Annotated in this window: 11 protein-coding genes and 1 pseudogene; 5 read left to right on the top strand and 7 right to left on the bottom strand. The window is 73.1% G+C overall.

What is annotated here, in order from left to right:
* Position 1: 1 nt before the first annotated feature.
* The 3 genes and pseudogenes from ACFOW4_RS03110 to ACFOW4_RS03120 form a co-directional block, all read right to left on the bottom strand.
* Positions 2 to 1,384 carry a GH1 family beta-glucosidase gene (locus tag ACFOW4_RS03110; RefSeq protein ID WP_377524211.1) on the bottom strand — a complete coding sequence of 461 codons (1,383 nt, stop codon included), beginning with the start codon at positions 1,382 to 1,384 and terminating at the stop codon, positions 2 to 4.
* Positions 1,381 to 1,815: pseudogene (locus ACFOW4_RS03115) on the bottom strand (carbohydrate ABC transporter permease); the annotation flags it as partial. The gene ACFOW4_RS03110 and the pseudogene ACFOW4_RS03115, both read right to left, overlap by 4 nt.
* A gap of 49 nt (positions 1,816 to 1,864) precedes the next feature.
* A complete protein-coding gene (locus tag ACFOW4_RS03120) occupies positions 1,865 to 2,623 on the bottom strand; it encodes a maleylpyruvate isomerase family mycothiol-dependent enzyme (RefSeq protein WP_377524212.1) in 759 nt (252 codons plus the stop codon).
* Positions 2,624 to 2,692: 69 nt separating this feature from the next.
* Here ACFOW4_RS03120 and ACFOW4_RS03125 point away from each other — a divergent pair, with 69 nt between their 5' ends.
* Positions 2,693 to 3,775, top strand: coding sequence for a UDP-N-acetylmuramate dehydrogenase (locus tag ACFOW4_RS03125; protein WP_377524214.1), 1,083 nt, complete (start codon positions 2,693 to 2,695; stop codon positions 3,773 to 3,775).
* A gap of 28 nt (positions 3,776 to 3,803) precedes the next feature.
* On the opposite strand, the gene ACFOW4_RS03130 is transcribed toward ACFOW4_RS03125, so the two are convergent.
* Together ACFOW4_RS03130 and ACFOW4_RS03135 are read right to left on the bottom strand one after the other, a co-directional pair.
* Positions 3,804 to 4,604, bottom strand: a complete 801-nt coding sequence (locus ACFOW4_RS03130; protein ID WP_377524215.1) for a class I SAM-dependent methyltransferase — start codon at positions 4,602 to 4,604, stop codon at positions 3,804 to 3,806.
* A 50-nt stretch (positions 4,605 to 4,654) separates the two neighbouring features.
* Positions 4,655 to 5,422, bottom strand: coding sequence for an SDR family oxidoreductase (locus ACFOW4_RS03135; protein WP_377524216.1), 768 nt, complete (start codon positions 5,420 to 5,422; stop codon positions 4,655 to 4,657).
* A 229-nt stretch (positions 5,423 to 5,651) separates the two neighbouring features.
* Here ACFOW4_RS03135 and mshA point away from each other — a divergent pair, with 229 nt between their 5' ends.
* The 3 genes from mshA to ACFOW4_RS03150 all read left to right on the top strand — a co-directional run bounded on the left by mshA (position 5,652) and on the right by ACFOW4_RS03150 (position 8,852).
* Complete coding sequence (gene mshA / locus ACFOW4_RS03140; protein WP_377524218.1) at positions 5,652 to 7,016, top strand: D-inositol-3-phosphate glycosyltransferase; 1,365 nt, start codon at positions 5,652 to 5,654, stop codon at positions 7,014 to 7,016.
* A 57-nt stretch (positions 7,017 to 7,073) separates the two neighbouring features.
* Positions 7,074 to 7,589 (top strand): YbjN domain-containing protein, encoded by a 516-nt coding sequence (locus ACFOW4_RS03145; protein WP_377524219.1) that lies wholly within the window; start codon positions 7,074 to 7,076, stop codon positions 7,587 to 7,589.
* Positions 7,590 to 7,943: 354 nt separating this feature from the next.
* A complete protein-coding gene (locus ACFOW4_RS03150; protein ID WP_377524228.1) occupies positions 7,944 to 8,852 on the top strand; it encodes a hypothetical protein in 909 nt (302 codons plus the stop codon).
* A 358-nt stretch (positions 8,853 to 9,210) separates the two neighbouring features.
* On the opposite strand, the gene ACFOW4_RS03155 is transcribed toward ACFOW4_RS03150, so the two are convergent.
* The gene (locus ACFOW4_RS03155; protein ID WP_377524221.1) at positions 9,211 to 10,548 is read right to left on the bottom strand and encodes an MFS transporter; all 1,338 of its coding nucleotides are present in this window, start codon (positions 10,546 to 10,548) and stop codon (positions 9,211 to 9,213) included.
* Between the two features lie 121 nt (positions 10,549 to 10,669).
* The gene (locus tag ACFOW4_RS03160; protein WP_377524222.1) at positions 10,670 to 11,974 is read right to left on the bottom strand and encodes an MDR family MFS transporter; all 1,305 of its coding nucleotides are present in this window, start codon (positions 11,972 to 11,974) and stop codon (positions 10,670 to 10,672) included.
* Between the two features lie 151 nt (positions 11,975 to 12,125).
* Here ACFOW4_RS03160 and ACFOW4_RS03165 point away from each other — a divergent pair, with 151 nt between their 5' ends.
* Positions 12,126 to 12,893 carry a phosphoglyceromutase gene (locus ACFOW4_RS03165; protein WP_377524224.1) on the top strand — a complete coding sequence of 256 codons (768 nt, stop codon included), beginning with the start codon at positions 12,126 to 12,128 and terminating at the stop codon, positions 12,891 to 12,893.
* Positions 12,894 to 12,988 lie beyond the last annotated feature (95 nt).

Below are 12,988 nucleotides of genomic sequence, written 5' to 3' on the forward strand. Positions count from 1 at the left end.
GTCACAGCCCGTTCCGGGAGATCACTTCCTGGTACCACCGGGCGCTGGCCTTCGGTGTGCGCCGCTGGGTCAGGTAGTCGACGTGCACGATCCCGAACCGTTTGCGGTAACCCTCCGCCCACTCGAAGTTGTCCAGGAACGACCATACGAGATAGCCGCGCAGATCCACGCCCCGGGAGATCGCCTCGTGCGCGGCGCGCAGGTGCCCGTCGAGGTAGGCGATCCGGTCGGCGTCGATCACCTGCCCCGGCCCGCCCGACCCGTCGGCGCCCGGCTTGTCCGGGAAGGCCCCGCCGTTCTCGGTGATCAGCAGCGGTACGCCCGGGTAGTCGGTGGCGATCCGCTCCAGCAGCCGGGTGAGCCCGTCCGGCTCGATCATCCAGCCCATGTCGGTGAGCGGCCCGGCCGGCGGCAGGAAGTGCACCGCGCCGTCGGTACCCGGGTACGCGCCGCCGCCACCGGCACCGTCGGGTCGCCCGGCGACGTAGCTGGGCTGGTAGTAGTTGATTCCCAGCAGGTCGATCGGCGCGGCGATCAGCTTCTCGTCGCCGTCGCGGATGAAGGTCGGCTCGACGATGCGGGCCACGTGCTCCCGCACGTCGTCGGGGTAGCCGCCGGCCAGCAGCGGGTCCAGGAAGATCCGGTTGTGCAGGCCGTCGATCAGGCGGACCGCGGCGGCGTCGGCCGCGCTCCGCGGGTCGGCCGGCCGGACGTCCGCCGGGTTGAGGGTGATCCCGACGGTCTGCGCGCCGGCCGCGCGCAGCGCCCGGGCCGCGAGGCCGTGCCCGAGCAGCAGATGGTGTACGGCGGTGAAGGCCGCCACCGGGTCCTGCTCGCCCGGGGCGTGCACACCGTTGCCGTAGCCGAGGTAGGCCGAGCACCACGGCTCGTTGAGCGTGGTCCAGACGTTCACCCGGTCGCCGAGCCGGGCGTGCACCGCGCTCGCGTACGTCGCGAAGTGCTCGGCCGTCTCCCGGTTGGTCCAGCCGCCCCGGTCCTGCAGGGTCTGCGGCAGGTCCCAGTGGTAGAGCGTGATGATCGGGTCGATGCCCCGGTCGAGCAGCGTGTCGGTCAGCCGGTCGTAGAAGTCCAACCCGCGCGGGTTGACCGGGCCGGTGCCGTCCGGCTGGATCCGCGGCCAGGCCACCGAGAACCGGTACGCCTTGAGCCCCAGCTCCGCCATCAGCGCCACGTCGTCGGCGTACCGGTGGTAGTGGTCGCAGGCCACGTCGCCGGTGTGGCCCTGGTACACCTTCCCCGGCGTACGGCTGAAGGTGTCCCAGATGGACGGGCCGCGACCGTCGTCGCGCGCCGCCCCCTCGATTTGGTACGCGGCGGTGGCCGCCCCCCAGAGGAAGTTGTCGGGGAACCGGAGATCACTCACGCCTTGACCGCACCTTCCATGATCCCGCCGATGATCTGTCGCCCGAACAGCACGAAGACCAGCAGCAGGGGCAGCGTCGCGAGGGCCGTCCCGGTGAACACCTGCGACATGTCCTGGTAGTACCCGTCCGACAACGCCCGCAACGAGAGCTGCACGGTCGGGTTTGCCGGGTCGTTGAGCACAGCGTACGGCCAGAGGAAGTCGTTCCAGGTGGTCATGAAGGTGAGCAGGCCGAGCACGGCGGCGGCCGGGCGCAGGGCGGGCAGCACGACGTGGAACCAGATCCGGGCGGTGCCGCAGCCGTCCATCCGGGCCGCCTCGATCAGCTCGTCGCTGACCGCCTGGCCGGCGTACTGCCGCATCATGAACACCCCGAACCCGGTGACCAGCGCGGGCACGATCACCGCCGGCAGCCGGTCGTTCCAGCGTAGCGGGATGGCCACCCTTGGTCTCGCGTGGTCCGGGCTCCGCCCGGCGGCGTCAGCCGGTCTGCAGGCCGTCCAGCAGGCGGCGGTCGCCCGCGACGCCCAACGTGTCGAAGCTGATCCGGCCCCAGAGCGCCAGCAGCAGATCGCTGGCGGTGCCGCTCACCTGTGCCCGGGCGTGGTGGTCGTCATGGTCGAAGATGGTCGCCGTGTCCAGCAGCGCGACTCCCTGGCCGCGCAGCCGGAGGAACCAGTCCTGCGCGGCGTCGGTCGCGGTGAGCTGCACCACGCCGTGCCAGTCGCCCGGCACCCGGCGGCGCCCGGCCGGCAACCACGTGTCCAGCACCTCGCTCACCCCGTCGGCCGCGAGCTTGGCCTCGACCGGCTCACCGGCGGCGATGGCGAGCTGCGCGTCCCAGCGGTGCACCGCCGTCTCGTGCGCCATCCGGCGCGGCCAGAAGCCGGCCCTCTTCGGCTGCGGCGCCCAGTTCCACGCCGGGGCCTCCGGGTCGAGCCCGTCGAAGAGGGTCATCAGCCGGTCGTACCCCTGCTGCCAGAACTGCAGCGGGCTCAGCCCGCGGGCCGCCTCGTCCCGGTCGGGACGCGGCGGTACCGTGGTCCGGCCGGAGCCGGCGAACGAATAGACCCAGTGGTAGACGCCGGCGAGGTGCAGAGTGAGATCGTTGACCGTCCAGCCCGGACAGGACAGCACCGGTGTCTCCGGCGGCGCCTCGGCCACCGCCGCCGCGAAGGCCGGACCCTCCGCCCGCAGTGCCCCGATCCAAAAGTCCTTGGTGCCCTGCAGTCTGCTCATCGCCATCCTCCCGGGGGTGCCGGGCCACCAGTGGGTGCCACGGCTGCCCCTCAGCCTAAGGTGAAAGACGTGTCAGACGCCTACGCCCAGCCCACAACCGAAGCCGATCGTGCCATCCCTGGTCCGCTGGCCAGCTACACCACGCTGCGGATGGGCGGGCCGGCCGGCCGGATAGTGACCGCGGGCAGCGCCGACGAGATCATCCGGGCGGTACGCGCCGCGGACGACCCGGTGCTCATTCTGGCCGGCGGCAGCAACGTGGTGATCGGTGACGCCGGCTTCGCCGGCACGGTCGTGCTGGTGCGCTCCCGGGGCCTGCGGGTGGTCACCGAGGACGCCGACTCGGTGACGGTACGCGTCGAGGCCGGCGAACCCTGGGACGACCTGGTCGCCACCACCGTGGCCAACGGCTGGGCCGGCCTGGAGTGCCTCTCCGGCGTTCCCGGCTCGACCGGGGCCACCCCGATCCAGAACGTCGGCGCGTACGGCCAGGAGGTCGCCGAGACTATCACCGAGGTCGAGGTGTACGACCGGGTCGACGGGAGCCGGCAGCGGATCGCCGCCGCCGACTGCGGCTTCGCCTACCGCAAGAGCATCTTCAAGTACCGGGACCGCTGGGTGGTGCTCTCCGTCGACTTCCGACTGACCCGCTCCCCGATCTCCGGGCCGGTGCGCTACGCCGAGCTGGCCAGGTCGCTCGGCGTCGAGGTGGGCGACCGGGTGCCGCTGGCCGAGGCCCGGGAGGCGGTGCTGCGGCTGCGCGCCGGCAAGGGCATGGTGCTCGACGCCGCCGACGCCGACACCCGGTCGGTCGGCTCCTTCTTCACCAACCCGGTGCTGACCCGGCCGGCGTACGAGTCGTTCCGGGAGCGCGCCGCCGCGCTGGGCGAGCCGCCGGCCTGGCCCGGGTCGGACGACACGGTCAAGGTGAGCGCCGCCTGGCTGATCGACAAGGCGGGCTTCGCCAAGGGCCACCCCGGCCCGGACGGAGTGGCCATCTCCGGCAAGCACACCCTGGCCCTGACCAACCGCACCGGCACCGCCAGCACCGCCGACCTGCTCACCCTCGCCCGCGAGATCCGCGACACGGTCCACGCCCGCTTCGGCGTCACCCTGCACCCCGAACCCGTCCTGATCTCCTGCACTCTCTGACCCCGGCCGCGCCCGCGCCGGGGGCGGGTCAGGTACGGGGGGCGACGGCGGTCCAGGGGAGCGTGACTTCGCCGAGGCGCCAGCGGTGCGGGCGATCCAGGACGGGCCAGCCGGTCTGCCTGAGCTGAGCCACGGACCGCAGCCAACGTTGGCGCGGACCGAAGGCGGCGTAGGGGGCGGCGGCGTGCCAGGCGCCGTCCAGCGCGCGGATCAGGTCGTGCACACCCTCGCCGGGGACGTTGCGGTGAATCAGCGCCTTGGGCAGCCGCTCGGCCAACTCGGCCGGGCTGCCCAGGGTGCCGAGCTTCGCGGCGAGCGTCAGCGTGCGGGGGCCGTCGGCGTCGATCAGCAGCCAGCCGCCGAGCCGGCCCAACTCGTCGCAGGTGCCCTCGACGAGCACCCCGCCCGGGGCGAGCGCGGCGGTCATCGTCCGCCAGGCGGCGGGGACGTCGGCCTCGTCGTACTGGCGCAGCACGTTGAACGCGCGGACCAGCACCGGCCGTAGCCCGGCCAACTCGAAGCCACCCCGGGCGAAGGTGAGGCCGGGCGGGTCGGCGGCCGGCGCGGCGGCGGCCACCCGAGCCGCGTCGATCTCCAGCCCGACGAGCCGTACGTCGGGTCGGACGCCGGCGGCCAGCCGGGCCCGCAGCTCCACCGCCGTCACCGGTGTGGCGCCGTACCCCAGGTCGACCACCAGCGGGTCGGTTGCCGCCCGCAGCCGGTCGGCGCAGGTGGCGACGATCCAGTTGTCCACCCGTCGGAGCCGGTTCGGGTTGGTGGTGCCCCGGGTCACCACGCCCAGCGGCCGGCGCCGCGCCGCTCCGGTCATCGCACCCCCGCGCTCCTCAGGGCTCGCAAACCCGGCTCACTCCTCGCGCTTCACTGGGCGACCCGGTGCACCTTGTGCTGGGCGGCCTGTGCCCGGGGGCGGACCACCAGCCGGTCCACGTTGACGTGCGGCGGGCGGGTGGCGCACCAGGCGATGCAGTCGGCCACGTCCTCGGCGACCAGCGGCCCGGGCACGCCGGCGTAGACCGCGGCGGCCCGCTCCGCGTCGCCGTCGAAGCGGACCAGCCCGAACTCGTCGGTCTTGACCATGCCGGGGTCGATCTCGATCACCCGCAGCGGCCGGCCGGACAGCTCCAGGCGGAGCGTGCCGGCCATGGCGGTCTGCGCGTGCTTGGCCGCGGTGTAGCCGCCCCCACCCTCGTACACGGCCAGGCCGGCGGTGGACGAGACGATGACGACGGTGCCGTCGCCGGAGGCCTCCAGCGCCGGAAGCAGTGCCTGGGTGACCCGCAGCGTGCCGAGCACGTTGACGTCGTACATCCACTGCCAGTCGGCGACCGGACCGGACTCCACCGGGTCCATCCCACGGGCACCGCCGGCGTTGTTGACCAGCAGGGTGACCGGCCCCGGCGCCTGCGCGGCGGCCTCGGCGAGCCCGGCCACCGACGCGTCGGAGGTGACGTCACAGGGCACGGCGGTGGCCTGCCCGCCGGCGGCGGTGATCTCGGCGACCAGGCCGGCGAGCCGGTCGGCCCGGCGGGCGGCGGCGAGTACGTGGAATCCCTCGGCGGCCAGCCGGCGGGCGGTGGCCGCGCCGATCCCGCTGGATGCTCCGGTGACGATGGCGACAGGGGTCATCGGGCCATTGTCGCCCCGGCCTCACGGCACCATTGCGCCGGGCGCGGGGGCCGCCCACGAACCGCCGGACCGCGAGCGGCGGACCGGCCGCGCGGATGAGGTCCGTCACCCTCGGGGGCCACCACGAAGCATTTCCGTAGTCCGATGGGGAAGATGACATCCGGCGTAGAGGTTGAGCGAGAAGCGCCGGTCGTGCGAGACGGCATTTACCGTGACAAGGGGAGCGGACGTGGCGGAACTGCACACCGGTGTCGGTCGTCAGCGGGGTACCCAGCCGTGGCCCCGGCCCCGTCGGATCGCCACCCTCTCGGTGCACACCTCCCCGCTGCACCAGCCGGGTACGGGCGACGCCGGCGGCATGAATGTCTACATCCTGGAGGTCGCCCGGCGGTTGGCCGAGGCCGACGTCGAGGTGGAGATCTTCACCCGGGCCACCTCGGGTGACCTGCCGCCGGTGGTGGAGATGGCGCCCGGCGTGCAGGTCCGGCACATCACCTCCGGCCCGCTGGAGGGGCTGACCAAGGAGGAGCTGCCCGGCCAGCTCTGCGCGTTCACGGCCGGGGTGCTGCGGGCCGAGGCGGCGCGCCCGCCTGGCCACTACGACCTGATCCACTCGCACTACTGGCTCTCCGGTCAGGTCGGCTGGCTGGCCAAGGAGCGCTGGGGCGTGCCGCTGGTGCACACCGCGCACACCCTCGCGAAGGTGAAGAACGCCCAGCTCGCCGCCGACGACCGGCCGGAGCCCAAGGCCCGGGTGATCGGCGAGGAGCAGGTGGTCGCCGAGGCCGACCGGCTGGTGGCCAACACCCGGGTCGAGGCCCGCGACCTGGTCGAGCGGTACGACGCCGACCCCGGCCGGGTCGCCGTCGTGCAGCCCGGTGTGGACCTCGCCCGGTTCCGACCCGCGCCGGGCGACCGCTCGGTGGCCTCCCGGGACGCCCGCCGTCGGCTGGGCCTGCCCGTCGACGGGTACGTGGTGGCCTTCGTCGGCCGGATCCAACCGCTCAAGGCTCCCGATGTGCTGATCCGCGCGGTCGCCGCGCTGCGCGAGCGCGATCCGGCTCTGGCCGACGAGGTGACCGTGGTGATCTGCGGTGGCCCGAGCGGCAGCGGGCTGGACCGACCGACCGCCCTGATCGAGCTGGCCGCGACGCTCGGGGTCACCGACCGGGTCCGCTTCCTGCCGCCGCGCACCGGGGACGACCTGCCGGCGCTGTACCGGGCCGCCGACCTGGTCGCGGTGCCGTCGCACAACGAGTCGTTCGGCCTGGTGGCGCTGGAGGCGCAGGCCTGCGGTACGCCAGTGCTGGCCGCCGCCGTCGGCGGCCTGGTCACCGCCGTACGCGACGAGGTGAGCGGGGTGCTGATCGACGGGCACGACCCCGCCGACTGGGCCCGGGCGCTGAGCCGTCTGCTGCCGGACCGGCGCCGCCGTGCGGCGTTGGCCCGGGGCGCCGAGCAGCACGCCCGCCACTTCTCCTGGGACCGTACGGTCTCCGGCCTGCTCACTGTCTACGGCGAGGCGATCGCGTCGCACCGCGCCCGGCTCGCCGCCGACCTGGCCGCCGACCCGGCGCTCTCCTGCTCCTGGTGACCTGACGCCCCGGCCGCCACCCGGTGTGCCGGCCGGGGCGGTCGTAGAGTGGGTCCGGTGAGCCCCAAGAGCGATCTTGCGACCCTGATCGAGTCGGTCTGTGACGAGCGCGAGCTGGCCTGGGAGTCGACCGGGCCGGGCTCGTACGCGGTGACCCTGCCCGGCACCCACAAGCTCAAGACGATCTGCAACCTGATCGTGGGCGAGCACGCGCTGAGGGTGGAGGCGTTCGTCATGCGCCAGCCCGACGAGCGGCGCGAGGAGCTGTGGGCCTGGCTGTTGCAGCGCAACGCCCGGATGTACGGGGTGTCCTTCTCCATCGACGCGGTCGGCGACGTGTACCTGACCGGGCGGGTGAACCCGTCCGGGGTGGATGCCGACGAGCTGGACCGGTTGCTCGGCGCGGTGCTCACCTACGCCGACGAGTCGTTCGACACGATGCTGGAGATCGGTTTCGGCAGCTCCATCCGCAGGGAGTGGGAGTGGCGGGTCAAGCGCGGGGAGTCGACCGCGAACCTCGCCGCCTTCGCCCACCTCTTCGAGCCCTCCGGCACAGGCCCCGACCCGGCCTGACCGGCCCTCGCGTGGTCCGCCCGCCGCCCGGTTGGCCCTCCGTCGGTGGTTCGGACCGGTCCTGACGGGTATGCCGCACCGCGCGGTGCGGCACTGGGACCCGCCGCGCGCCGAGGACGGAGTGTCGAGGAGCGGGAGCGTCCCATGGCTCAGCGGAACAGCTCAGGTCGCGGCGGGACTGCGACCAGGACCAAACGACAGGCCGGCAATCAGACGCCGAACACTCCCGGGATGTCGGAGTCCGAGATCTCGCGGATGCGGGTGGACGACATCCGTGGGCAACTGCGCAAGCGCGGGGTCTCCGGCATCTCGGCGTTGCGCAAGCCGGACCTGGTGAAGGAGCTGGCGCGGTCGATGCGCGGGGAGCGCGGCGGCGCGGGCCGGGGCAGCACCGGCCCGGCGGGCCGGGCGGCCGGCACCAAGGCGTCGGCGGGTCGCGCCGCCGCCACGAAGAAGTCGGCAGCCAAGGCGGCGCCGAGCCGTGCGAAGGCCGCCCCGGCGAACAAGAGCGCCCCGGCGAAGCGGGCCGCGGCAGCGAAGCAGGCGGACGCGAAGAAGGCCGCGGCGGCGAAGCAGGCGGACGCGAAGAAGGCCGCGGCGGCGAAGCAGGCGGCGGCGAAGAAGACGGCCGCGAAGAAGACGGCCGCGGCGAAGAAGACCGCCGCCCGGAAGACGACCGCGGCGAAGAAGGCGCCTCCCGCGAAGAAGACCACCGCGGCGAAGAAGGCGCCTCCCGCGAAGAAGACCACCGCGGCCAAGCAGACCACGGCGGCACGCAAGGCGCCCGCACGGAAGGCTCCGGCGAAGAAGGCTCCGGCCCGGCCGACGGCGGCGAGACGGGCGGCGCCCGCCGGTGGCGGCACGGCGGCCGGTGGTGCGGCGGCCGGTGGTGCCGTTCGGACCGGGCGGACCACGTCGCGGTCGGTACGCAGCTCGCAGGTGATCTCATCGCCAGCGGATCGGCCGGAGCGCCCGGGGCGGAGCCTGGTCACCACGAACCACGAGGTGATCCAGCGCTGGGCCGGGGAGCGCGGTGCCAAGCCCGCGACCATCGCCGGGACGGAGCGGGAGGGCCGCGCGGGCGTGCTCACCTTCAACATCCCCGGCTACCGGGAGAGCAGCCGGATCCGCGAGATCACCTGGGACGAGTGGTTCCACACCTTCGATCTGCGCCGGCTGAACCTGATCTACCAGGAGCAGCTGCGCGACGGGCGGCCGAGCAACTTCTTCCGCACCGAGTCACCCGAACGGGAGGACGCGTGAAGTGTTTGCGGGAATGCCCGGCGGGTATGCGGCGGTTGGCTAACAACGAGTCCGGAGCGTTCCGGGTTGCTGTGACCGGCGAGACAGCCGGCCAGGTTGAATCCGGAATCTGGGCGAACTAGCTTTATTACACCGCGCCATGCTTGGAAACGTTCGGGGGAGCGGCGGATCGATCAGATCCGTGCACCAGGCGAGGCGCGGGGGGACGGGTGGATCCACCGTTGGGGGACGGTGTCCACCTGTTTGGACCGGCGGCGCGAGCGGGCGACGCTTACGGGGGTGAGTGTTGCCCGCCGCCGCCGGCCCCACCTTGGAGTGCCCACCACGACCTTCGGGACGTGGTGGGCGCTTTGCGTCGTCAGTGCGGTTCGGTGAGCCCGGTCCTGATCGACGCGGTGTCGGTCCGTCCGGGAACGCTGGTTCCCACCCCGTCCGGCCGCGCCGGCTTCCGTTCGGCCGCCCGGCGCAGCGCTGCCACGTGCCGCTCCCGGCTCGGCCCGGTGAGCAGGTGGCCGAGGGCGGCCAGCAGGCCGAGCCCGCCCACGATCAGCCAGTGCCGGTCGCCCAGGTACTGCAGACTCACCCCGCCGAGCGTGGGCGCCACGAACGCCGCCGCGGGGAAGGTCAGGTAGAACACCGACTGGTAGCGGGCCCGCAGCTCCGGCGGCGCCAGGTCCGCGTTGATCTGGGCGTTCGGCGGGGCGGCGAGCATCGAACCCACCGTCCAGACCACCGCGGCACCCAGGTAGACGGCCAGCTCGTCGGCGAGGGCCAGCGCCCCGAAGCCGAGGGCCAGCAGCGCGGTGGAGACGGCCAGCACCACATCCTTGCGGTGCCGGTCGATGAGTCGGGGCACGAACAACTGACCGAGCACGATCAGCGCGCCGCCGAGCGCCACCACCACGCCGTACGCCGACGGGCGCAGGCCGTCCGCGCGCATCGCCAGCGGCATGATCGTGGAGGTCTGGAGGGTGAGCACGGCCAGCACGAAGGTCAGCCCGACGAAGGTCATGAAGGTCCGGTCGGTGAGCGCGGTGTGCAGCCCGGGTCGCCGCGGGCCGGCCGCCCGGCCCGCGGGTGGTACGGCGTCCACCCCCGCGGCGGCGCGGCGCAGGGTCTCCGGCACCTTCCAGCCGATCACCACGGCGGCGGTCAGGGTGGCGCCGGCGTCGACCAGGAACAGCGCGGTGAAACTCGCCTCGGCCAGTACGCCGGCGAGCAATGAGGCGACCGCCATGCCCAGGTTGAACGCCCAGAACTGCAGGTTGAACGCGCGCGAGCGGCGCTCTGCGGGCACCACGTCGACGATCGCCGCGACGAAGGCCGGACTGGGCATCGAGTGCACCACCCCGACCAGCGCGGAGAGCACCGCGATCAGCACCAGGTGCCGGCTGAAGGCCAGCGCGACCATCAGGCCGGCGGTGACCAGGTGCGCGGCGAGCAGGGTGGCCCGGCGGCCCCACCGGTCGGCCAGCACCCCACCGAGCAGCACCCCGACCGCCCCGCCGGCGCCGTACGCCCCGACGACCGTGCCGGCCAGCGCCTCGCTGGCCCCGCGGGCGTCGGTCAGGTACAGCGACAGGAAGAGCATCGCGAACGCGCCGGCCCGGTTGATCAGCAGCCCGGCCCAGAGGTACCAGAAGGTGGCGGGGAGCCCGCCTGCGGTGTCGTGCCACCAGCGCCGCAGGGCTCGCACCCGACCTCCCGACAGTTCAGTTTCCTAACCGTTCCGTCCCGACCGTAGGAACTCGAGCCGGCTCGCGCCAGTCGAATTCCTGATCATGGGCGGTGCTTGGCGGTGTACGGTACGCGATCGGTCAGCGCGCGGGCGCGGTGGCGGCGGCCTCGGCGGCCTGCGGTGCCGGCGGTTGGATGGTGGTCACCGGCACGGGCGCCTCGCCGGCGGGGCGCAGCGCGGCCGCCCGCCGCTCCCGAGCCGGGCCGGAGATCAGGTGGGCCAGCGCGGTCAGGCCGCCGATCGCGGCGCAACCGAGCCAGAGGGTGGCGTTGCCGGCGTGTTCGCGTACCAGGCCGCCGAGGATCGGGGCGCTGGCTCCCGCGACCTGCCAGGACAGCGAGAAGACGCCCTGGTAGCGACCGCGCAGCTCGGCGGGGGAGAGTTCGGCGATCAGGCTGGAGTTGGACGGCGAGTTGAGCATCTCGCCGACCGTCCAGATCAGCACGGTCAGCCCGTAGAACCAGACGGTGCTGGCGAAGGCGGTCAGCCCGAAGCCGACCCCCATCACCACGGAGGCCAGGGCGAGCACGTGCGAGCGGCTGCGGCCCCGGATCAGCCGGGGTACGAAGAGCTGACCGACCACGATCAGGACGCCGTTGAGCGCGATCACCGAGCCGTAGGTGGCCGGGCTCAGGCCGGCGTCGCCCATGGCGATCGGCAGCATCGAGATGTGCTGGAGGAAGACCAGCGCGGCGAAGAGGTTCAGCGCCACGAAGCCGAGGTAGACCCGGTCGGTGAGGATCGTGCGCAGGGCGCCGCGCGGCGCCGCCGCTCCCGCCGTTCGCCCGGCGCCGGCGTGCCGGGTCTCCCTGACTCGGGCGAAGATGATCAGCGCGGTGATCAGCGTGGTGGCCGCGTCGATCACGAAGAGCGCCAGATAGTCGACCTGCGCGGCGAGGCCGGCGAGCACCGCGGCGCAGGCGAAGCCGAGGTTGATCGCCCAGTAGTTCAGCGAGAAGGCCCGCAGCCGGTCCTTCTCCGGCACCACGTCGATCATCATCGCCCCGAACGCCGGTCGGGAGGCCTCGGCGAAGAGGCCGAGCAGCAGCGCGCCCAGCGCCACCGCCCACAGGCTCCGGGCCAGGCCGAGGCCGAGCATCATGGCCGCCCCGCCCAGGTGTGCGGTGAGCAGCGTGGGCCGCCGTCCCCACCGGTCGGCCAGGGTGCCGCCGATGGTCGTGCCGACCGCACCGCCGACACCCCAAAGCCCGATCACCAGGCCGGCCTGGGACGGCGAGAAGCCGCGTTCCTGCGTCAGGTAGATGGCGAGGAAGACCAGGACGAACGAGCCGAGCCGGTTGATCAGCGTGCCGGTCCACAGGTACCAGAAGGTGGTCGGCAGGCCGCCGGTGGTTTCCCGGAACCAGCTCCGCATCGTCCGCACGTGGTGCCCCCGCTTGCAGTAATGACCGGTGTGACTTGAGCGCCTTACAACCTAGTCGCGGACGGAACCGCAGGTCACCCGCTTTTCCACGTGGTGGTCGTCACGACGGGTGCCCGCGTGTCCCTCGGGCGGGTGCGGCAGGATGACCGGTATGACTGCGAGCGAGGGACCCACCGTGGGGACGCTGGTCCTGCTGCGGCACGGTGAGAGCGACTGGAACGCCAAGAACCTCTTCACCGGCTGGGTGGACGTCGACCTGACCGAGAAGGGCGAGAGCGAGGCGCGGCGCGGCGGCGAGCTGATGCGCGAGCACAGCCTGCTGCCCGACGTCGTGCACACCAGCGTGCTGCGCCGGGCGATCCGCACCGCCGAGCTGGCGCTCAACGCCGCCGACCGGCACTGGATCGCGGTGCGCCGGTCGTGGCGGCTCAACGAGCGCCACTACGGCGCCCTGCAGGGCAAGAACAAGAAGCAGACCCTCGACGAGTACGGCGAGGAGCAGTTCATGCTCTGGCGCCGCTCGTACGACACCCCGCCGCCGCCGATCGCCGACGACGACGAGTGGTCCCAGGTGGGCGACCCCCGGTACGCGCTGCTGCCGAGCGAGCTGATGCCGCGCACCGAGTGCCTCAAGGACGTCGTCGACCGGATGCTGCCGTACTGGTACGACTCGATCGTGCCGGACATCCTGGCCGGCCGGACGGTGCTGGTGGCCGCGCACGGCAACTCGCTGCGGGCGTTGGTCAAGCACCTCGACCAGATCTCCGACGAGGCGATCGCCAAGCTGAACATCCCGACCGGGATCCCGCTGCGCTACGACCTCGACCCGCACCTGCGCCCGCTCACCCTGGGCGGCACGTACCTCGACCCGACGGCCGCCAAGGCGGCCGCCGCCGCGGTCGCCAACCAGGGCCGCTGAAAGCGAAGGAAGGGCCCCTTGTTAACGCCAGGCGGGCGGATTCGAGGGGTCGTTGCAACGCGGTGGCTTAGCTGGTGACGGTTAGGAGCTTAGCG

This window comes from Micromonospora sp. GCM10011542 (assembly GCF_042650685.1).
In the GTDB taxonomy this organism is placed as follows: Bacteria; Actinomycetota; Actinomycetes; order Mycobacteriales; family Micromonosporaceae; genus Micromonospora.